Raw genomic sequence first — 21,252 nt, forward strand, 5'->3', positions numbered from 1 at the left:
TTGCCAACGCCGAACCGCGCCGGAAACATTCTATTGGATGATCCAATAAGCGTCCGGATCGCCCCTCATATGGACTTTGACCAGCCGGCTGAAGGGCGGGATGAGCTCGACGACGATATCGCCGCCGAGCACGCGGCAATCCTTGCTCTTCAAGCCGCGACGGATGATCTCGCGCGCCGCCTCGAGGTCATATTGCTCGGCGAGCTCGATGACGCGCTGCATGTCGGCGCGCTCCTTGCAGCCGGCATAGCCCGGAAATCCTTCATAGATGACGGCGACCTCGACGGCCGCCGCGGGTCGCAGGAGAAAAGGCGCGAGCGCCGCGCCGAGAAAAAATGCCGAGAGCTTCATAGTCGTCTCCGCTGAAAAGATCGGGTCGCCCGCATCGGACGCGGACACTTTGAAAAAAATAGGCGGCAATGATCATCGACGCACGGGCGAATCACTGCGCCTATGGTCGCTCATCCGGCGGGAAAATTCCGCAGCGAATTTATCGAAATCGCTCGACTGCGTAGGGGGCCGGATCGGTGAAGGGCGCCTCGCCCGTCATCATCTCGGCGAGCAGCCTGCCACTCACCGGCCCCAGCGTGAAGCCATGATGCTGATGGCCGAAGTCGAACCAGAGCCCCTGATGGCGCGGCGCCTTGCCGATGATCGGCAGCATGTCCGGGAAGCAGGGCCGGCAGCCCATCCAGGGCTTGGGGTCGAGCCGCTCCGCGAGGGGGAAGAGCGTGCGAGCGAGGATCTCGTCCTTATCCACCTGCACGGGCGTCGGCGGCGCGTCGCGGCGGGCGAATTCGGCGCCGGTGGTGAGGCGCACGCCGCGCGTCATCGGCGCCAATACGTAGCCATTGTCGGCGTCGAGCACCGGATGGAAGAGCCGCGCGCCCTCCGCCGCTGCGTAATGCATGTGATAGCCGCGCTTGACCGCGAAAGGCAGATCATAGCCGAGCGGGCGGAAGATCTGGTCCGACCAGGGGCCGAGCGCGACGACGATGTCGCGGACGATCAGCGCGCCATCGTGAGTCGGCACGCTCCAATGTCCGTCGCGCGTCTGCTCGAGGGCGCGCACGTCGCCGGCGAGGAAACGCCCGCCGCGGCGCTGGAACAGCGCGGCATAGGCCTGCGCCACAGCGCAAGGATCGGCGACCGAGGCGGTGTCGCGAAAATGCACGGCGCCGACGACCGGCGCTATGTCGGGCTCCAGCGCCGAGAGGCCGGCGGCGTCCAGCTCCTCGACGCGCAGCGAGAAATCGCGCAGACGGGCGGCGTCGACGACGCCTTTGGCGAGGCTCTTCTCGCTGCGATAGAGCTTGATCCAGCCGGTACGGCGCACGATGTCGCCCGCGCCCGAGAGCTGGATCAGCGCGTCATGCTCCTCGAGGCAGCGCTCGACCAGCGGCAGCGCGTCCAGCGCGTGACGCTTGGCGCGCTCCGGCGCGCTCTCGCGGAAATAGCGCCACAGCCAGGGCGCGACGCTGGGCAGCGCGGAGAAGTGATAATGCGCCTGCGGCGAGAGATTGAGCGCATAGCGGATGAGATCGCCGAAATCGCGCGGAAAGAGATAGGGAAAGATGGAGGCGCGCTCGATGAGCCCGGCATTGCCGAAGCTGGTCTCGAGCCCGGCCGCGCCATGGCGGTCGACGAGGACCACCTCGCGCCCGCGCGCCTGCAGATGCAGGGCGGCCGACACTCCGACCATTCCCGCGCCCAGCACGGCGACATCGGCGGTCTGCTGCATAAGGTCCTCCGGGCAAACGCATTCTGAAGCGGAATATGGCGGCGCGGGCGGGCGAACGCCAGCGCAGGCGTCGGTTCATCCGCAGCAATATTGCGGCCAGCGAGCCAACGGGGAGACTCCTTCTCCCGCCCGCGGGAGAAGGTGGCCCGGCGCAGCCGGGTCGGATGAGGGCCCTTCGTGTCCTATATGTGTCGCACCTGCGGCAGCGCTTCGCAAAACCTCTTTATTAAAGTGGCTGCATCGGGGCAGATCGCGTCATGAGAATACAGATACAGCACCGCCGCCATCGAAAAAGGGAGTTCGACGGGCCCTCATCCGACCCTCGCTGACGCGAGGGCCACCTTCTCCCGCGAGCGGGAGAAGGAAGAGCGCGCCCCTTCACTCGGCCATTCGAAAGGCTTAAACGAGCCTTTCTCCTGCCGCGCCCCGGCGGCTCCAAGGATAGAGAGCCCATGATCCCCCGCTATTCCCGCCCCGAGATGACGAAGATTTGGGAGCCGCAGACGCGCTTTCGCATCTGGTTCGAGATCGAGGCCTATGCCTGCGACGCGCTCGCCGAGATCGGCGTCATCCCCAAGGAGAGCGCCAAGGCGATCTGGGACAAGGCCGATTTCGTCACTTTCGACGTCGCCCGCATCGACGAGATCGAGCGCGTGACCAAGCATGACGTCATCGCCTTCCTCACCCATCTCGGCGAGTTCATCGGCCCGGATTCGCGCTTCGTGCATCAGGGCATGACCAGCTCCGACGTGCTCGACACCTGTCTCGCCGTGCAATTGGCGCGCGCCGCCGATCTTCTGATCGCCGATGTCGATGGATTGCTCGGCGCGATAAAGCGCCGCGCGCTGGAGCATAAATATACGCCGACGATCGGCCGCTCCCATGGCATTCACGCCGAGCCGACCACCTTCGGCCTGAAGCTCACGCAGGCCTATGCCGAGTTCACACGTTCGCGCGAGCGCCTCGTCGCCGCGCGCAAGGAGGTCGCGACCTGCGCCATCTCCGGCGCCGTCGGCACTTTCGCCAATGTCGATCCGCGCGTCGAGGAGCATGTGGCCAAGCAGCTCGGCCTCGCGGTGGAGCCCGTCTCGACGCAAGTCATTCCGCGCGACCGCCATGCGGCCTTTTTCGCGACGCTCGGCGTCGTGGCGTCATCCGTGGAGCGGCTGGCGATCGAGATTCGCCATTTGCAGCGCACGGAGGTGCTGGAGGCGGAGGAATATTTCTCGGCCGGGCAGAAGGGCTCCTCCGCAATGCCGCATAAGCGCAATCCCGTGCTCACGGAAAATCTCACCGGCCTCGCGCGCCTCGTGCGCGGCATGGTGACGCCGGCGCTGGAGAATGTCGCGCTGTGGCATGAGCGCGATATTTCGCACTCCTCCGTCGAGCGCAATATCGGACCCGACGCGACAGTGACGCTGGACTTCGCGCTGGCGCGAATGACCAGCGTCATCGATCAGCTCATGATCTATCCCGAAAATATGCAGAAGAATCTCGACCGCCTCGGCGGGCTCGTGCATTCGCAGCGCGTGCTGCTGGCGCTGACGCAAAAGGGCGTCTCGCGCGAGGACGCCTATGCGCTGGTGCAGCGCAACGCCATGCCGGTGTGGCGCGGCGAGGGCGAGTTCCGCACGCTGCTCGGCGCCGACGCCGAAGTGAGCGCGAAGCTCTCGCCCGCGGAGCTCGATGAATTATTCGACATCGCCTATCACTTCAAGCATGTCGACACGATCTTCGATCGCGTGTTCGGCAAGGCGTGATGTGACGATGATTGCCTGAAAGCTCGCATTCAATTCGGCTCATTTGCCCGGCCCTCACGCCACAGGGCTCCGTATCCAGGTCGACGAGTTCCTACACAACAGCGTCATGCCCGCGCTCGTCGCGGGCATCCACGCCGAGACCTTGCGACACACGGGCGAGAAGGGGCGGCGATGTTCCGCTCATATTCTTAGCTTTCCGCGTCGTCACGGCGTGGATGGCCGCGACAAGCGCGGCCATGACGCTTGAAACATGGCGCTTGAAACATGTCTGCTCGTTAACTCGAGTTCGGAGCCCCTCCCTCACGCCATCGTCTGTTTGCCGTTCTCGTCGAACAGAACCTCGGTCTCGTCCTCGCCCATCACGATGAGCGCGCGGGCGAGGCCGCCCTCGGCGCGATATTCGTAAGTGTGGCTCAGCTCCACCTCGCCATAGACGAGCTTCTCGCAGACGAGCAGCCGCTCCTCGCCATCGAAGCGCGCGCGGAAATAAGTGTTGCGGTTGTTGAGATCATTGGGGTCGAGCTGCGACATCAGATTGAGCGGCAGCCCCACGCCGCTGTAGGTCAGAAAATAGCGATAATCCTCGGCTTCCGTGCTCATGCGTTTTTCTCCCCGCGGGCCGTCCCGCGCTCGCCCGGCCGGCCTCGTCGGAGCCATGGCCTAGCGCGATGCGCAGAAAAAGAAAACCGCCTCGCTGCGACGGATTTGTCGCTTGACGAATCCGAGAATCGAGATCACCATTTCATCATCGCGTCACAGAAGCCGAGGGCCGCGGCGAATACGCCGGCCCGAGGCGGACAGATCGAGCGGGACCTCGAGGGATGAGAGCGCGATAAGCGGGCCGGCGTGGCAACGCGCGCAGGCCTAAGTCGAGCGATACATGCGAGAGGAGCATGACGCCACCGGGTCACACCCTCTGACCTCAGCCGAGGTCGATGGCGCGGCGGAGAAATCGAGCGCTGATTTCCTCGAGCGCCGACATTCGTGACATCCCGACGGGCGGCAGAACGCGAAGGCCAAGCGCGACGCCTCCCGTAACTCCGAATCTGGATCTTTCCGGACATTTCGCATTCTGCGAAAGCCAAGCGGCCCCGCCAGCCTCAGCGCTGCGGGGCCTTCTCTCGTCGGCTCCGCTACGAGGTCCACGCTCCCTGGCCCAGCGCCGAAATCATTTGAAATTCGTCCGCATATTCGCTAGCGCCTGCCTGCGGCGCAGCGTCGCGGAGGCGTCGATTTGAAAATCGTCATCGTCGATGAGAGTCCCGTGCGGGCGGCGATCCTCGAGGACGGATTGCGCGAGGCCGGCTTCACCAATGTCGAGCGCATCGGCGAAATGCGCAGCCTGCTCGCGCGCATCTATGCGATCGACCCCGACGTCATCCTCATCGATCTCGCCAATCCGAGCCGCGACATATTGGAGCAGATGTTCCAGGTGAGCCGCGCCGTGCGTCGGCCCGTCGCCATGTTCGTCGATCAGAGCGACACCGCCTCCATTCAGGCCTCGGTCGACGCCGGCGTCTCCGCCTATATCGTCGATGGGCTGAAGAAAGAGCGCATCAAATCGATCCTCGATCTGTGCATATCGCGTTTCAACGCCTTCTCGCATCTGCAGGACGAATTGGCGCGCGCCAAATCGGAGATAGAGGAGCGCAAGACGATCGACCGCGCCAAAGGCCTGCTGATGAAGGCGAAGAAGCTCAGCGAAGAGGACGCCTATCGGCTGATGCGCAGCACGGCGATGCGCGAGAAGAAGAAGATTTTCGAGATCGCCCAGGCGATCATCACCGCCTCGGAGCTGTTCAAATGACCGCGGAGCGCGAACATTTACGCATCGGCTTCATTCCGCTCGCCGACGCCGCATCGCTCTTCGTCGCCGTCGACAAGGGTTTTGCCGCACAGGAGGGACTCGACGTCGAGCTCGTGCAGGAAGTCTCCTGGTCCAATGTGCGCGACAAGCTCAATATCGGCATGTTCGACGCCGCGCATCTTCTGGCGCCCATCGCCGTCGCCTCGAGCCTCGGCGTCGGCCATGTGAAGACGCCGATCGTCGCTCCCTATAATCTCGCCATGAATGGCAACGCCATCACCGTATCGCCTTCGCTGCACGCGGCGATGAATGCGCGCCTCGACGGCGACGCGCACGATCCGCGCGCCACCGCCAGAGCGCTGGCGCGCGTCGTCGCCGATCGCAAGGCTGCGCAGACGGAGCCGCTGACCTTCGGCATGACCTTCCCCTTCTCGGGACATAATTATCAATTGCGCTATTGGATGGCGGCCGGCGGCGTCGATCCGGACGAGGATGTGCGGCTCGTCGTGCTGCCGCCGCCCTATATGGTCGGCAGTCTCGCGCAGGGCCATGTCGACGGCTTTTGCGTCGGCGCGCCATGGAATTCGGTCGCCGTTGATCTCGGCGTCGGACATATTCTGCATTTTTCGGTCGAGCTATTCTCACGCTGCGCGGAAAAGTCGCTCGCCATGCGCGAGCGCTTCGCGCTGGAGCACCCGAATGTCGTCGCCGCGCTGCTGCGCGCCCTGCATCGCGCCGCGCGCTTCGTCGCCGAGGCCGATCCGCATGAAGTCGCCGCCATTCTCGCGCGGCCGGATCGCGTCGGCGTCGACGCCCAGGTGATTTTGCGGACGCTGCAAGGCCGTCTCAAAGTGACGCCGGACGGCGCGACGCGCGAGAATGCGCGCTATCTCCTGCTCGGCCAGGAAGGCGCCGAGCGGCCCGATCCGACACAGGCCGCATGGCTCTATGCGCAAATGGCCCGCTGGGGACAGGCGCCGGTTTCACCCGCGCATCTCGACGCGGCGAAAAACGTGTTTCGCGCCGATCTCTTCGACGCCGCGCTGCCCTCCGCCACCGCGCCGACGCCGCCAACCGGCGATGCGATCGGCGCCTTCTCGGGGCCGGTCTTCGACGATCGCGACATCGGCGCCTATCTGTCGGCCTTCCCGATCCGCCGCGCATAGCCTGTTTTTTGTCGATATGGCGCCCGCGCATTGTGCAAGGCGCCGGCTCGCGCATCGCCCCGCGCCGACGCGGCTTTCTGATAGCTCATTGATTTTCATTGTCTATAGGCACTTTCGCCGTTTGGCGCGCCGCTTGCACATAGGTTCACGACGATGCGCCCTGCGCATCACTCTCAGTCCAACGACGGACGAACCAGCAACGCCGCTGTCCCGAGGAGATCGCGCCATCTGCGCACTCCTCCCGGGAAGCGGCTTTTTTGCGTTTCGCGCCGTCGACGAGAAGACGGCGCCGACTCGCCCTAACCGATGCGCTCCGAGCGCAAAGAGGACGACGGTGACCATGACAGACGAAGCGAGCGAAGCGAAGAGACTATCGCCGATGGCGTTCGATCGTCGCGCGCTGCTGCGCGGCGCGGCCGGCGCGGCCGGCGCCGCCGCGAGTTTCGCCGCGATACGCGCGGCTTTTCCCGGCGGCGCCTTCGCCGAAGGCGCGGGACCCGAAACGACGAAAGCCATCCTCGGCTATATCGCGCTCATCGACGCCGCGCCGCTGATCATCGCGAAGGAAAAAGGCCTCTTCGCCAAGCATGGAATGCCCGACGTCGAGGTGACGAAGCAAGCGTCCTGGGGCGCGACGCGCGACAATCTCGTACTCGGCGGCGCCGCCAATGGCATAGACGGCGCGCATATTCTGACGCCCATGCCCTATCTCATCTCCACCGGCAGAGTGACGCAGAACAATATGCCGACGCCGATGTACATACTCGCGCGCCTCAATCTCGACGCGCAGGGCATTTCCGTCGCCAATGAATATAAGGATCTGAAGATCACGACCAACGCCTCCGCGCTGCGCGAGGCCTTCGCCAGAAAGAAAGCCGAAGGCAAGGAGGTGAAAGTCGCTATGACCTTCCCCGGCGGCACGCATGATTTGTGGCTCCGCTATTGGCTCGCCGCCGCCGGCATCGATCCCGACAAGGATGTCTCGACCATCGTCGTGCCGCCGCCGCAGATGGTCGCCAATATGAAGGTCGGCAATATGGACGCCTTTTGCGTCGGCGAGCCGTGGAACGAGCAGCTCGCCAATCAGGGCATTGGCTACACCGCCTGCGCGACCGGCGAGATCTGGGCGAAACATCCGGAAAAAGCGCTCGGCCTGCGCGCCGATTGGGTGGACAAGAATCCGCGCGCCGCACGCGCGCTCACCGCCGCTGTGCTGGAAGCGCAGCAATGGTGCGACAAAATGGAGAACAAGGCCGAGCTCGCCGAAATCGTCGGCAAGCGCCAATGGTTCAACGTGCCCGTCGCCGACATCGTCGGCCGTTTGAAAGGCGATCTCAATTACGGCAATGGCCGCATCGAGAAGAACACGAAGCAGTTCATGAAATTCTGGCGCGACGCCGCCTCCTATCCGTTCAAGAGCCATGACGCCTGGTTCGTCACCGAGGACATTCGCTGGGGCAAGCTGGAGCCGACGACCAATATCAAAGCGCTCGTCGACAAGGTGAATCGCGAAGACATTTGGCGCGAGGCGGCGAAGTCGATCAATGTCCCGGCGAAAGAGATCCCGTCGTCGACGTCGCGCGGCAAGGAGACCTTCTTCGACGGCAAGGTCTTCGATCCGGAAAATCCACAAGCCTATCTGAAGAGCCTATCCATCAAGCGCGCGCAGGTTTGACCGAAGAGGCCGAAATGACGATGCAAATCACCAAGAACGATCTCGTCGACGCGACGCCAGGCGACGATCGTTCGATCGACGAGCTCTATGCGCGGCGGCGCGTTCCGCTCATCGAAAGACATGGCGCGCGGATACGCGCCTTCTTCGCGGCAGTCCTGCCGCCGATCATCGTGCTCGCGATCCTGCTCGGCCTGTGGCAGCTCATCTGCATCAAGCCGAGTTCGTCCTTGCCCTCGCCCGCGCGCATTTGGAGCGAGGCGAATGATCTCATCCTGCATCCCTTCTTCATCGCGGGGCCGCAGGATATCGGCCTCGGCTGGCGCGTGCTCACATCGTTGCAGCGCGTCGCGATCGGCTTCGGACTCGCCAGCGTCGCCGGCGTTCTGCTCGGCGTGATCGTCGGACAATCGCGTTGGGCGATGCGCGGCCTCGATCCGCTGTTTCAGATTCTGCGCACCGTGCCGCCGCTCGCCTGGCTGCCGATCTCGCTCGCCGCTTTTCGCGACGGCTATCCATCCGCGATCTTCGTGATCTTCATCACCTCCATCTGGCCGATCATCATCAACACCGCTGTCGGCGTGCGCAATATTCCGCAGGACTATCGCAATGTCGCCGCCGTGCTGCGGCTCAATCAATTCGAGTTCTTCTGGAAGATCATGATTCCGTCCGCGGCGCCCTACATCTTCACCGGCCTTCGCATCGGCGTCGGCCTCTCCTGGCTCGCCATTGTCGCGGCGGAGATGCTGACCGGCGGCGTCGGCATCGGCTTCTTCATCTGGGACGCATGGAACTCCTCGCGTCTGCCCGACATATTCGTGGCGCTCGCCTATATCGGCGTGACCGGCTTCGTGCTCGACCGCATCGTCGCCGCCATCGGCTCCATCGCCACGCGCGGCGCGCAAGCCTCCTGAGAAAGACGCTTCCATGAGCTATCTTCGTATCGATCACATCGACAAGACTTTCACGAGCGGCGCCCGCGCGACAAAAGTGCTCGAGGCTGTCGACCTCTCGGTCGAGAAGGGACAATATGTCTCGATCATCGGCCATTCCGGCTGCGGCAAATCCACTCTGCTCAATATCGTCGCCGGCCTCGTGAGCGCCAGCGCCGGCGGCGTCGTGCTGGAAAATCGTCAGGTCGACACGCCTGGGCCGGATCGCGCCGTCGTGTTCCAGAATCATTCGCTGCTGCCCTGGCTCTCCGTCTATGACAATGTGCGCCTCGGCGTCGACAAGGTCTTCGCGGGAAAGAAGAGCCGCGCCGAACGTCATGATTGGACGATGCGCAATCTCGAGCTCGTGCAGATGACGCATGCCAAGGACAAGCGTCCGAGCGAGATTTCCGGCGGTATGAAGCAGCGCGTCGGCATCGCCCGCGCGCTCGCCATGGAGCCCAAGGTGCTGCTGCTCGACGAGCCTTTCGGCGCGCTCGACGCGCTCACCCGCGCGCATCTGCAAGATCGCGTGATGGAGCTGCACCGCACGCTCGGCAATACAGTGATGATGATCACCCATGATGTCGACGAGGCCGTGCTGCTCTCCGACCGCATCGTGATGATGACCAATGGCCCTTGCGCCACGATCGGCGAGACGCTCGACGTCGCGCTGCCGCGCCCGCGCAACCGGCTGCAGCTCGCCGCCGATCCCGTCTATCTCGACTGTCGGCGCCGCGTGCTGCAATTCCTCTATGAGCGTCATCATTATGTCGAAGCGGCGTGAGGCGAACCGACGATGAGCGAGCCCCTCGTCATCATCGGCAATGGCATGGCGGCCGCGCGCCTCGTCGACGAATTGTCGAAGCGCGCGCTCGGCCGCTACGCCATCGCCGTCATCGGCGAGGAGCCGCGCCTCGCCTATAATCGCGTGCTGCTTTCCTCCGTGCTCGCCGGCGACTCCGAGATGGCCGATCTAGAGCTGAGGCCTGCGAGCTGGTGGCGCGACCGCGGCGTCACGCTTCTCTTTGGCCACAAGGCGCGCGCGATCGACATAGGGGCGAAGCGCGTGTCGCTCGAGAACGGCGAGAGCATCGGCTTTTCCAAACTCGTCTTCGCCACCGGCTCCCGCGCGCTGCGTCTCGCCCTGCCCGGCGCCGATCTTCCCGGCGTTTGCGTGTTTCGCGACGGCGCCGACGTCGATGCGCTGAAGCGCTTGGCCGCGCAGCGCAAAAGGATCGTCGTCATCGGCGGCGGCCTCCTCGGTCTCGAAGCCGCTCATGGTCTCGCCAAATCCGGCGCCGCCGTCACGCTCGCCCATGTCACCGATCGGCTGATGGAGCGACAGCTCGACGCCTCGGCGGCCGCGCTGCTGAAGCAGCAGATCGAGAATAAGGGAATTGACGTGCTGCTGGAGGCGAACGCCATTCGCATAATCGGCGAGGAGCATGTTCGCGGCGTGGAATTCGCCGACGGCCGCCGCATCGAGGCGGACGCCCTCGTCTTCGCGGCCGGAATCGCGCCCAATAAGGAGCTCGCGCGAGACGCCGGCGTCGAGACGCAGAGAGGGATCGTCGTGAACGATCACATGGCGACGAATATCGACGACGTCTTCGCGCTCGGCGAATGCGCGCAGCACAGAGGCGTCTGCTACGGCCTCGTCGAGCCCGCCTATGAGCAGGCGCGCGTTCTCGCCGCGCGCCTTAGCGGCGAGAACGACTCCTATGAGGGGAGCGTCGTCTCCACCAATCTGAAAGTCTCCGGCGTCGGCGTCTTTTCCGCCGGCGAATTTTTAGGGAGCGATGGCGGCGAGACGATCTCCTGGCGGGACTCGGGCCTCGGCCTCTATAAAAAGCTCGTCATCGAAGACGGCCGCCTCATCGGCGCCGTGCTCATCGGCGACACAAGCTCCGCCCTATGGTGCCTGGAGCTCATTCGCTCGCGCGCCGACATCACGCAATGGCGCGACGCGCTGATCTTCGGCCGCGCGCTCTACGAAAGAAAGGCCGCGTGACCATGGCGGGCGATTTCACAGCCAAGCAAAAGCGCTATCTCGAAGGCTTCGCCTCCGGCTTTCAGGCGTCGCGCGCCATGCGCCGTCCTGCGCCGACGAAAGAAACGCCGATCGGCCCGGACGCCCTTCATTTCGAGGCGCAGGATCGCGCCGTCGCGCGCGGCGGCAAGCTCAATGATCAAGAAAAGATCAAGCGCGAGGAGCATCCTTTCGACGCCTATACGCGCCTCGTCGCTCAGGCGAAGGGTAATGAGCCGCCGAAGCCCGCCGATAATTTCCGCTGGCGCTATCATGGGCTGTTCTATGTCGCGCCGACGCAAACCTCCTATATGTGTCGCCTGCGGATTCCGAATGGCGTTCTCACGCATTGGCAATTCGCCGGCCTCGCAGATCTCGCCGATCGTCACGGCGGCGGCTATCTGCATGTCACCACGCGCGCTAATCTCCAAATTCGCGAGATCGAGCCGAAGCACGCCGTCGCGATGATCGAAGGCGTGCAGGGCCTCGGTCTGTGGACGCGCGGCGCCGGCGCCGACAATATTCGCAACATCACCGGAACGCCGACCGCCGGGATCGACCGCCAGGAGCTCATCGACACGCGTCCGCTGGCGCGGGCGCTGCATTTTCATATTCTCAACGACCGTTCGCTCTCCGGCCTGCCGCGCAAATTCAACATCGCCTATGACGGCGGCGGCCGCATCGCCGTGCTCGAGGACACCAATGACGTCGCCTTTCAGGCGATCGAGATCGTCGAAGGTCACGGCCTCCAGCCGGGCGTCTATTTCCGTCTCGCGCTCGGCGGAATCACAGGCCACAAAGATCTCGCGCGCGACACCGGCGTCATCGTTCCGCCCGACGAGACCGTTGACGTCGCAGACGCCATTTTGCGCGTCTTCATCGAGACCGGCGATCGCACCAATCGCGCGCAGGCGCGATTGAAATATGTGCTCGATCGGCTCGGTCTCGACGATTTCCTGACGCTCGTCGAAGCAAAGCTCGGCCACGCCCTGCTGCGCGAGCCCGCCGAAGCGATCGCTCCGCGGCCCGATTTCGACAGGCTCGCGCATATCGGCGTTCACGCGCAAAAGCAGGCGCAGAAAAACTGGCTCGGCGTGGCGTTGAAGCTCGGTCGACTGACCAGCGAGGAGGCTCGCGGCCTCGCCGAGATCGCGCGCGCCTATGGCGACGGCGACATACGGCTGACCGTCTGGCAGAATCTGCTGATCTCCGGCGTTTCCGACGCGCGCGTCGACGAAGCGCTCGCGCAGATCGAAGCGATCGGCCTTTCGACCAAGGCGTCGCCGATCCGCGCCGGCCTCGTCGCCTGCACCGGCAATGTCGGCTGCCGCTTCGCCGCCTCCGACACGAAGAGGCACGCAGACGAGATCGCCGCCCATTGCGAGGCGAGAGTCGCAATCGATACGCCGCTCAACATACATTTGACCGGCTGCCGTCACTCCTGCGCGCAGCATTACATCGGCGACATCGGCCTCGTCGGCGCGCGCGTCGCGATCAATGACGAGGGCGACACGGTCGAAGGCTATCACATTGTCGTCGGCGGCGGCTTTGGCGCGCAAGGCGCGATCGCTCGCGAATTATTCGAGAATGTCGCGGCGAGCGACGCGCCCGCAAAAGTCGAGAGCCTATTGCGCGCCTATCTCGCGCATCGCGCGATGGCCGAGGAGAGCTTTTCCGCCTTCACGCGGCGTCACGACACGGACGCATTGAAGCGACTGATCGCGGAGGCCGAATGATGACCAAGATCACGCAGCCGCAGAGGCTCGAGCTCATCCCGCCTTCCGCGCCCTTCTCCGAGGAGCAGCGCGCTTGGCTCAATGGATTCTTCGCCGGACTCATGTCGATGGACGACGCCGGCGTCGTGGCTCTGTCGCCCGCCGAGAATGCGGCGATCGCCGGCGATGGCGACGATGGCGCCGCGCCCTGGCATGACCAGACGCTGCAATTGCAGGAGCGCATGACGCTCGCGCAAGGGCGTCCGCTGCAACGGCGCATGATGGCCGCCATGGCGCAGCAGGACTGCGGCCAATGCGGCTATGATTGCCACAATTATGCGCAAGCGCTGTTCGCGCGCAAGGAGCAGCGGCTCAATCTCTGCGCGCCGGGCGGCAAGGAAACCGCGCGCATGTTGAAGACGCTCGCGGAAGAACTCGGCGCCCCGCCATCCGCCGAGAATGCGAGCCTGAAGGCTCGCAGTCCAGAGCCGGAACTGGAGCGCGAGCCTTCAGGCTCGCATCCGGCGTCCGCGCCAGGCTGCTCGCGCGACAATCCGGTCGACGCGCTCTTCTTGTCGCGGCGGCGACTGAACAAGCCCGCATCTGAAAAAGAAACCTGGCATATCGAATTCGATCTCTCATGCAGCGGACTCGACTACGCTGTCGGCGATTCGCTCGGCGTGCTCGCGCAGAATGATCTCGGCCTTGTCGATCAGATCATCGCCATGATCGGCGCCTCGCCGCTCGCGCCGGTGAAAGGCAAGAGCCTGCGCGAGGCCTTGCGCGATGATTGCGCGCTGTCGCCCGCGCCGGATCGTCTCTTCGAGCTCATCTCCTTCCTCACCGGCGGCGAGACCCGCGCCAAGGCGCGCACGCTGGCGCAGGGCGAAGACCCGGACAAGGACGCGGCCGATCTCGACGTGCTGGCGGCGCTGATGAAATTTCCGGGCGTGCGGCCACATGCGGAAGCCTTCGTCGAGGCGCTCGAGCCCTTGCAGCCGCGTCTCTATTCCATCTCCTCCTCGCCGAAGACGGCGCCGGGATGCGTGTCGCTGACAGTGGACGCCGTGCGCTATGTGATCGGCAAGCGCAAACGCTATGGCGTCGCCTCGACCTTTCTCGCCGAACGCATCGACATCGGCGCGCCGGCGAAAGTCTATGTGCAGGCGTCGCACGGCTTCTCGCTGCCGCAAGATCCGGACACGCCGATCATCATGATCGGCCCCGGCACGGGCGTCGCGCCATTCCGCGCCTTTCTGCAGGAGCGCGCGGCGATCGGCGCGCGCGGCCGCAATTGGCTGTTCTTCGGCCATCAGCGCAGCGATTGCGATTTCTTCTATGCGGATGAGCTCAACGCGATGAAATCATCCGGCCTGCTCACGCGCCTGTCGCTCGCCTGGTCGCGCGACGGCGCCGAGAAATTCTATGTGCAGGATCGCATGCGCGAGGTCGGCCGCGATCTCTTCGCCTGGATCGCCGAGGGCGCGCATATCTATGTCTGCGGCGACGCCAAGCGCATGGCCAAGGATGTCGAGCGCGCGCTCGTCGACATTGTCGCGCAATATGGCGCGCGCGCCACAGACGAAGCCGTCGCCTTCGTCGCGGAACTGAAGAAGAGCGGCCGCTATCGACAGGACGTCTATTGATGCAGAGAGTCGATCCGAGCAGCGTTTCCGTCGCGACCGCCTGTCCTTATTGCGGCGTCGGCTGCGGCGTGCTGGCGACGCCGGACGGGCGCGGCGGCGCGATCGTCGCCGGCGACCCGGAGCATCCGGCGAGTTTCGGACGGCTGTGCTCCAAAGGCTCGGCCTTGCAGGAAACGCTGTCGCTCGAAGAACGATTGCTGCATCCGATGATCCGTTCCGGCGCAGAACTGCGTCGCGCGAGCTGGGACGAAGCGCTCGGCCATGTCGCGCGAGGATTTCAGCGCGTGATCGACGCGCATGGGCCGCAGGCTGTCGCCTTCTATCTCTCCGGCCAATTGCTGACCGAGGATTATTACGCGGCCAACAAGCTCATCAAGGGCTTCATCGGCTCGCCCAATGTCGACACGAACTCGCGGCTCTGCATGGCCTCGACAGTCGCCGGACACAAACGCGCCTTCGGCGCCGATGTCGTGCCGGGATGCTATGAGGATCTCGACTGCGCCGATCTCATCGTGCTCGTCGGCTCCAATGCGGCCTGGTGTCATCCGATCTTGTTCCAGCGCATTTTGCGCAACAAGCAGGAGCGCGGCGCGAAGCTCGTCGTCATCGATCCGCGTCGCACCGCGACAGCTGAAGAAGCCGATCTGTTTCTGCCGATCACGCCCGGCGGCGATGTCGCGCTGTTTTGCGGCCTGCTCGCGCATCTCGTCGCCAATGGCGCGACTTGCGACGATTACATCGCGCGTCACACCGAGGGCTTCACGGAAGCGCTCGCTGCCGCGCGCGAGATCGCGCCGACCATCGCCGCGACGGCCGCCGCCGCCGGCCTGCGCGAGGTGGATGTCGCGACCTTCTTCGAGCTCTTCGCCGCGACGCCGAAGGTCGTCACCGCTTTTTCGCAAGGCGTCAATCAATCGGCGCAGGGTACCGACAAGGTCGACGCGATCATTCATTGTCATCTCGCGACCGGGCGCATCGGCGCGCCGGGCGCCGCGCCTTTCTCGCTGACCGGGCAGCCCAACGCCATGGGCGGGCGCGAGGTCGGCGGCCTCGCCAATCAGCTCGCGGCGCATATGGGCTTTTCCGACGCCGAGGTCGATCGCGTGCGGCGCTTCTGGAACGCGCCGCGCATTGCGACGCGCGAAGGTTTCAAGGCCGTGCAGATGTTCGAGGCCATCGCGCGCGGCGAGATCAAAGCGCTGTGGGTGATGGGAACAAATCCCGCGGTCTCGCTTCCGCAGGCGGACGAAGCGCGCGCCGCGCTCGCAAAGCTCGATCTCTTCATCGTCTCGGACAATGTGCTGTCGAACGACACGATCGCCGCCGGCGCGCATGTGCTGTTGCCGGCGCAGGCCTGGGGCGAGAAATCCGGAACAGTCACCAATTCGGAGCGGCGCATCTCGCGCCAGCGCGCCTTTCTGCCTTCGCCAGGCGAGGCGCAGCCGGATTGGCGCATCGTCGGCGATGTCGCATCGCGCATGGGCTTCGGCGACGCCTTCCGGTTTCGCTCGGCGGCGGATGTGTTTCGCGAGCATGCGGCGCTCTCGGCTTTCGAGAATGACGGCGCGCGCAGCTTCGACATAGGCGGACTCGCGGAGCTCTCCGACGAAGCCTTCGATGCGCTGCCCCCGACGTTCTGGCCGATCCGCGCCGGCGAGATGAAAGGACGCGAGCGCTTCTTCGACGATGGCGGTTATTTCACCGCCGACGGCAAGGCGCGCTTCGTGGCGCCGGAGCGTCCCGCGTTGAAAACCGCGACCACCGCGGCCTTTCCCTTTCGCCTCAACACGGGGCGCATTCGCGACCAATGGCACACGATGACGCGCACGGGGAAAAGCCCGCGCCTCGCGCGACATTCGCCCTTTCCCTTCGTCGAGATTCACCCGGCCGACGCCGCTCCGCTCGGCCTCGTCGACGGCGGCTTCGCGCGCGTTTCGACGCGCTATGGCGAATGTGTGCTCATGCTCGTCGTCACCGATCGGCAACGACGCGGGCAATTGTTCGCGCCGATTCATTGGAGCGACGAGACATCGTCCTTCGCGCGCGTCGGCGCGCTCGTCGCGGCGATCACCGATCCGCATTCGGGACAGCCGGAGGCGAAGGCGACGCCGGCGCGCATAGACGCGGTCGCGTTCAAATCGCGCGGCTTCCTGCTCTCGCGCGCGCCGCTTCGGCCGGCATTCGCCGCGCTCGGAACCAAGGTCGCGCTCGTCGACGGCCATGGCCTTGTGTTCGCTTCGGACGCCGCTCTCGGCCTGTGGCGGGACTATGTGGCCTCGCTCGGCGGCGGCGCAGATGCGGCGGATTATCTCGATGAGGCGCGCGGCGTCTATCGCGCCGCGCGCTTTCGCGAGCAGCGCGTCGATCTGTGCCTCTTCGTCGGCAGGCAGGACATGCGCGCCGCCTTCGACGTGGCGAGCGCGCTATTCGAGAAAGAGCGGCTCACCATCGAGCAGCGCAAGGCGCTGCTGTCGGGATGCGCGGCCGATGGGGCGCAGGAGGACGGCGCGATCGTCTGCGCCTGTTTCGGGGTCGGCGCCAAGACGATCGACCGCGCGATCACGCAAGGCGCGCGCAGCGTCGCCGAGATCGGCGCGAAGCTGCGCGCTGGCACGAATTGCGGCTCCTGCATTCCAGAATTGAAACGCGCCATCGCGGCGGCGCGCGCGTGCTGCGAGGAATAGATCGGAGGCCGCGTTATTTCAGCAGCGCGGCGACGCCCGGCAGCTCCTTGCCCTCGAGCCATTCGAGAAAGGCGCCGCCCGCGGTCGAGAGATAGCTGAACTCCTGCGCGACATGGGCCTGATTGAGCGCCGCGACCGTATCGCCGCCACCGGCGACGGAGAGCAGCTTTCCTTCGACCGTCAGCCGCGCCGCCGTCTGCGCGACGGCGTTTGTGCCTTCGTCGAAAGGCGGCAGCTCGAAAGCGCCGAGTGGGCCGTTCCAGACCAACGTTTTGCTCTTTGCGAGCAGGCTCTCTATATGCGCGATGCTCTTCGGCCCGACGTCGAGGATCATGTCGCTCTCGCCGACATGCTCGATCGCGACGATATGCGAAGGCGCATGGGCCGCGAATTTCTGCGCCACCGTCGCGTCGATCGGCAGCACGATCTCGCATTTCGATGTTTGCGCCTCGGTGAGAATGGCGCGCGCCTTGTCGAGCAGATCATGCTCGCAGAGCGATTTGCCGACGGGCTTGCCCTGCGCGGCGAGGAAAGTATTGGCCATGCCGCCGCCGATGACGAGACTGTCGACCTTGCGGATCAGATTGCCGAGCAGCTCCAATTTGGTGGAGATTTTCGCACCGCCGACGATCGCCATGACCGGATGCGCCGGATGCTCCAGCGCCTCGGAGAGCGCCTGCAGCTCCGCCTGCATGGTGCGGCCGGCATAGGCCGGCAGAAGATGCGCGAGCGCTTCCGTCGAGGCGTGAGCGCGATGCGCGGCGGAGAAGGCGTCGTTCACATAGACGTCGCCAAGCGCGGCGAGCGCGGCGGCGAAGGCGGGATCGTTCTTCTCCTCGCCCTTGTGGAAACGCGTGTTCTCGAGCAGCAGAATGTCGCCATTCTTCATCTGCGCTATGGCCGCGAGCGCGACATCGCCGACGCAATCCTCGGCGAAGGCGATCTTGCGCTTGGCGGTCTCCTCGATCGCGGCGACAACGGGACGGAGCGAATCCTCATCCTTGCGCTCGCCCTTGGGGCGGCCGAAATGGGCGAGAAGGATCACCTTGCCGCCCTTTTTCGAAATCTCCTCGATCGTCGGCAACACGCGCTCTATGCGCGTCTTGTCGGTGACGACGCCATTCTCGGTCGGCACATTGAGGTCCACGCGCAACAGAACGCGCTTGCCCTCGAGATCGGCGGAATCGAGCGTGTCGAATGACGGCATGACTGGTTTCCCGATGAACGAGGAAAAACGAATTCGTCAGATGAGCTTTCCGATCGTCGCCGCGACATCGGTCATGCGGCCGGAGAAGCCCCATTCATTGTCGTACCAGGACAGGATGCGCACGAGCTCGCCCTCGATCACCTTGGTCTGGTCGAGATGAAACACGGATGAGCGCGGGTCGTGGTTGAAATCGATCGAGACATTCTTGTCGTCGGTGTAGCCGAGAACGCCCTTCAGCGGCCCGTCGGCGGCGGCGATGATGGCGGCGTTGATCTCCTCCTTGCTCGTCTTGCGCCCCGGCACGAATTTGAGATCGACAGCCGAGACATTGGGCGTCGGCACGCGGATCGCGGCGCCGTCGAGCTTGCCTTTCAGCTCCGGCAGCACGAGGCCGACCGCCTTGGCCGCGCCGGTCGATGTCGGGATCATGGACAGCGCCGCGGCGCGGCCGCGGTAGAGGTCCTTGTGGAACGTGTCCAGCGTCGGCTGGTCGCCCGTGTAGGAGTGGATCGTCGTCATGAAGCCGCGCTCTATGCCGACCGCCTCATTCAGCACTTTGGCGACGGGGGCGAGGCAATTGGTGGTGCAGGAGGCGTTGGAGACGACGAGATCGTCTCTCGTGATCTTGTCCTGATTGACGCCATAGACGACGGTGATGTCGGCTCCCTCGGAGGGGGCGGAGACCAGCACGCGCTTGGCGCCGGCGTCGAGCAGCGCTTTCGCCTTGTCGCGAGCCGTGAAGAGCCCCGTGCATTCGAGCGCTATGTCGACGCCGAACGCCTCATAGGGCAGCTCGGCCGGATTGCGGATCGCCGTGACCTTGATCGGCCCGAAGCCCACATCGATCGAATCGCCGTCGACCTTCACCTCGCGCGGAAAACGCCCATGCACGGAATCGAAGCGCAGGAGATGGGCGTTGGTCTCGACCGAGCCGAGATCGTTGATCGTCACCACCTCGAGGTCGGTGCGGCCGGTCTCGACGATATAGCGAAGAATATTGCGTCCGATGCGTCCGAACCCGTTGATCGCCACTCTCACGGCCATAGCGGTGCTCCTTCTCGTCTGCTTCCCGGGCGGGCCTCGCGCGGCCGGCAAATCGCCCCTTATCGGGGCTTTGCCCATTTTGCCGCCGGTTGGGCGCCTATTCCGGCGGCGAGCGCCTGCTCGAATGAGCGGCTTGATAACAGGTCGCGCCCCCCTGTCAACGCGGCCGCCGGTCGCCTCTCGGCCGGTTTTTCGTTTGGAGCGAATTCGGATCGCTCGAACGACGCCGTCCGGCGAAAAGCGTTCCGGCGCAGCATCCGCCGCGCGGATTGGGATTTGCGCGATTCATGCTAGGAGAAGACGATTCGTACGGGGTAAACCCATCTCGTATGGAGTGAATCTAATCGTGATCGGTCCGGTTTCCATATGACGCAGGTCCCTCATAGGCTCGACGACGCGCTGCAACGGCTCGCGGCCGCGCTGGAGCGGCTGGAGGAGACTGTGACGCGCCGCATCGAGGCCGAGCTGTCGCACGCCGATCTCGAGGAGGAGCTCGCCGTCATGCAGGACGACCGCAGCCGGCTGGGTCTCGAGCTCGACGCCGCCCTCGCCCAGAACAGCGCGCTGGAAAAGACGCGCGACGAGGTGCTGACCCGGCTCGACCGCACGAGCCTCGGCATTCGCGCCGTGCTCGGCGACGACGACCGGACGCAGACCTAGAGGCGGCGAATGGCCCATGTGGTGGTGACGATCGCAGGCCGGACCTATCGCATGGCCTGCGAGGATGGCGAGGAAGCCCATCTCGACGAGCTCGCCAAGCTCGTCGAGGACAAGATCCTGTCATTGCGCGAGGGATTCGGCGACGTCGGCGAGCAGCGCATCACCGTGATGGCGGCGCTCACCCTCGCCGACGAGGCCTGGGTCGCGACGCGCAAGCTGGAGGCCGCGCAGGCGGAGCTCGCGGCCCTGCGCGAGAAAGAGGCCGCGGCGAGAGAGGCCGAAGCCGCTCTCGCAGAGAAGATCGCCGCCGTGCTCGAGGATGCGACGACGCGGGTGGAGCGCCTCTCCCACGAGCTGCAGTCCGGCGGCGGCGAAACGCCCTCTAGTCTCTGACCGCCCCGGATCTTCAGCGTCCCCGGATCTTAGCGCCCCCGGATCTTTAGCGTCCCCACGCCTCGAAGGCGGGTTCGTGCTTGACCTTCTCGAGGTCGTCGGCCTGCTGGGACAATTGAATGTGCCGGCGCTCCGCCGCGTCGCGCTCCGCCCCATCCTTGAGGATGGCGATCTTGAGCTGCTCGGTCGCCTTGCGGGCGAGCGCATTGATCCAGCGGTTGATATTGGTGACGACGAGATTCTTCCGCGCGAGCTCGACATCGCGCCCGCCCGCGTCGGCCTTCAATATATCGCGCTCCTTGACCGCCGCGGCGAGCTGCGCGTCGAGCTCGGCGAGCTTGTCCGGGGCGGTGGTCCCGGCGCGGGCTTTCTCGATCGCGGCGATGCCGTCCTCCAGCCAGGAGATCTGCTGCGCGAGCACACCGTCCTTGATCGGGCCCTTGACGTCGAAGGAATTGGGCAGCGGGAAAAAGGGGCTGATCTCCACCGCTCGCGCCGGAGCGGCGGCGAAGGGCGCCGAGATCATTACGGCGAGCGCCAGTGTGGCGAATTTCGACATGTTTCTCTCCCATGCCGACGGGTCGTTGTCTCGTGACGGCGCGCCCCGTCTGCTCAGGGCCTGCCGCCGCCCGCGGCTGCGCAAGACTGAGCCAATGACGCAGCCAAGGCAAGCCTGGCGATCCCCGCCTCGCGATCCCGCGCCCGAAAGCGGAAGCGCCCCGCCGCTCGCGCCCGCTCTTTTTTCGCGAGCGCGAGCGGAGCCGGCGCGGGCTCCCGAAACATCGGCGATCTT

The 21,252-nt window shown here is 65.0% G+C and carries 18 protein-coding genes; 12 read left to right on the forward strand and 6 right to left on the reverse strand.

The annotated features are described in order from the left end of the window. Window positions 1–30 precede the first annotated feature (30 nt). A complete protein-coding gene (locus AC6IY7_RS04735; RefSeq protein ID WP_497781901.1) occupies window positions 31–351 on the reverse strand; it encodes a hypothetical protein in 321 nt (106 codons plus the stop codon). Window positions 352–490: 139 nt separating this feature from the next. Beyond that, complete coding sequence (locus AC6IY7_RS04740; protein WP_497781902.1) at window positions 491–1,741, reverse strand: FAD-binding oxidoreductase; 1,251 nt, start codon at window positions 1,739–1,741, stop codon at window positions 491–493. 452 nt (window positions 1,742–2,193) lie between these two features. Here AC6IY7_RS04740 and purB point away from each other — a divergent pair, with 452 nt between their 5' ends. Further along, entirely contained in the window at window positions 2,194–3,501 is a 1,308-nt protein-coding gene (purB, locus tag AC6IY7_RS04745; RefSeq protein WP_497781903.1) for an adenylosuccinate lyase, read from the forward strand. Between the two features lie 300 nt (window positions 3,502–3,801). On the opposite strand, the gene AC6IY7_RS04750 is transcribed toward purB, so the two are convergent. Beyond that, a complete protein-coding gene (locus tag AC6IY7_RS04750) occupies window positions 3,802–4,101 on the reverse strand; it encodes a DUF6156 family protein (protein WP_196407444.1) in 300 nt (99 codons plus the stop codon). Between the two features lie 634 nt (window positions 4,102–4,735). On the opposite strand from AC6IY7_RS04750, the gene AC6IY7_RS04755 reads away from it, so the two are divergent. The 9 genes from AC6IY7_RS04755 (at window position 4,736) to AC6IY7_RS04795 (ending at window position 17,155) form a co-directional block, all read left to right on the forward strand. Further along, window positions 4,736–5,308 carry an ANTAR domain-containing response regulator gene (locus AC6IY7_RS04755; RefSeq protein WP_497781904.1) on the forward strand — a complete coding sequence of 191 codons (573 nt, stop codon included), beginning with the start codon at window positions 4,736–4,738 and terminating at the stop codon, window positions 5,306–5,308. Further along, window positions 5,305–6,474 carry a CmpA/NrtA family ABC transporter substrate-binding protein gene (locus AC6IY7_RS04760; RefSeq protein WP_497781905.1) on the forward strand — a complete coding sequence of 390 codons (1,170 nt, stop codon included), beginning with the start codon at window positions 5,305–5,307 and terminating at the stop codon, window positions 6,472–6,474. Before AC6IY7_RS04755 ends, AC6IY7_RS04760 begins: the two co-directional genes overlap by 4 nt. A 379-nt stretch (window positions 6,475–6,853) precedes the next feature. Continuing rightward, a complete protein-coding gene (locus AC6IY7_RS04765) occupies window positions 6,854–8,149 on the forward strand; it encodes a CmpA/NrtA family ABC transporter substrate-binding protein (protein ID WP_497781907.1) in 1,296 nt (431 codons plus the stop codon). Between the two features lie 14 nt (window positions 8,150–8,163). Continuing rightward, a complete protein-coding gene (gene ntrB, locus AC6IY7_RS04770; protein WP_497781909.1) occupies window positions 8,164–9,060 on the forward strand; it encodes a nitrate ABC transporter permease in 897 nt (298 codons plus the stop codon). Between the two features lie 13 nt (window positions 9,061–9,073). Next, window positions 9,074–9,865 (forward strand): ABC transporter ATP-binding protein, encoded by a 792-nt coding sequence (locus tag AC6IY7_RS04775; RefSeq protein WP_497781910.1) that lies wholly within the window; start codon window positions 9,074–9,076, stop codon window positions 9,863–9,865. Between the two features lie 12 nt (window positions 9,866–9,877). Beyond that, window positions 9,878–11,092 (forward strand): NAD(P)/FAD-dependent oxidoreductase, encoded by a 1,215-nt coding sequence (locus AC6IY7_RS04780; protein WP_497781911.1) that lies wholly within the window; start codon window positions 9,878–9,880, stop codon window positions 11,090–11,092. 2 nt (window positions 11,093–11,094) lie between these two features. Then, window positions 11,095–12,846, forward strand: coding sequence for a NirA family protein (locus tag AC6IY7_RS04785; RefSeq protein ID WP_497782782.1), 1,752 nt, complete (start codon window positions 11,095–11,097; stop codon window positions 12,844–12,846). Further along, on the forward strand, window positions 12,846–14,471 hold the full coding sequence (locus AC6IY7_RS04790) for a sulfite reductase subunit alpha (protein ID WP_497782783.1): 1,626 nt from the start codon (window positions 12,846–12,848) through the stop codon (window positions 14,469–14,471). The genes AC6IY7_RS04785 and AC6IY7_RS04790 overlap by 1 nt, the downstream gene beginning before the upstream one ends. Continuing rightward, window positions 14,471–17,155 (forward strand): molybdopterin-dependent oxidoreductase, encoded by a 2,685-nt coding sequence (locus tag AC6IY7_RS04795; RefSeq protein WP_497781912.1) that lies wholly within the window; start codon window positions 14,471–14,473, stop codon window positions 17,153–17,155. The genes AC6IY7_RS04790 and AC6IY7_RS04795 overlap by 1 nt, the downstream gene beginning before the upstream one ends. A 13-nt stretch (window positions 17,156–17,168) precedes the next feature. Here AC6IY7_RS04795 and AC6IY7_RS04800 read toward each other — a convergent pair whose 3' ends face one another. Together AC6IY7_RS04800 and gap are read right to left on the reverse strand one after the other, a co-directional pair. Then, window positions 17,169–18,362 (reverse strand): phosphoglycerate kinase, encoded by a 1,194-nt coding sequence (locus AC6IY7_RS04800; protein ID WP_497781913.1) that lies wholly within the window; start codon window positions 18,360–18,362, stop codon window positions 17,169–17,171. A gap of 36 nt (window positions 18,363–18,398) precedes the next feature. After that, window positions 18,399–19,406, reverse strand: coding sequence for a type I glyceraldehyde-3-phosphate dehydrogenase (gap, locus tag AC6IY7_RS04805; RefSeq protein WP_497781914.1), 1,008 nt, complete (start codon window positions 19,404–19,406; stop codon window positions 18,399–18,401). A 366-nt stretch (window positions 19,407–19,772) separates the two neighbouring features. Between gap and AC6IY7_RS04810 the strand changes: the two genes are divergently transcribed. Together AC6IY7_RS04810 and AC6IY7_RS04815 are read left to right on the forward strand one after the other, a co-directional pair. After that, window positions 19,773–20,066 (forward strand): DUF4164 family protein, encoded by a 294-nt coding sequence (locus AC6IY7_RS04810; RefSeq protein ID WP_497781915.1) that lies wholly within the window; start codon window positions 19,773–19,775, stop codon window positions 20,064–20,066. A gap of 9 nt (window positions 20,067–20,075) precedes the next feature. Then, window positions 20,076–20,459 carry a cell division protein ZapA gene (locus AC6IY7_RS04815; protein WP_497781916.1) on the forward strand — a complete coding sequence of 128 codons (384 nt, stop codon included), beginning with the start codon at window positions 20,076–20,078 and terminating at the stop codon, window positions 20,457–20,459. A gap of 46 nt (window positions 20,460–20,505) precedes the next feature. On the opposite strand, the gene AC6IY7_RS04820 is transcribed toward AC6IY7_RS04815, so the two are convergent. Next, window positions 20,506–21,018 carry a hypothetical protein gene (locus AC6IY7_RS04820; RefSeq protein WP_497781918.1) on the reverse strand — a complete coding sequence of 171 codons (513 nt, stop codon included), beginning with the start codon at window positions 21,016–21,018 and terminating at the stop codon, window positions 20,506–20,508. Window positions 21,019–21,252 lie beyond the last annotated feature (234 nt).

The organism is Methylosinus sp. is20ea (assembly GCF_059718135.1).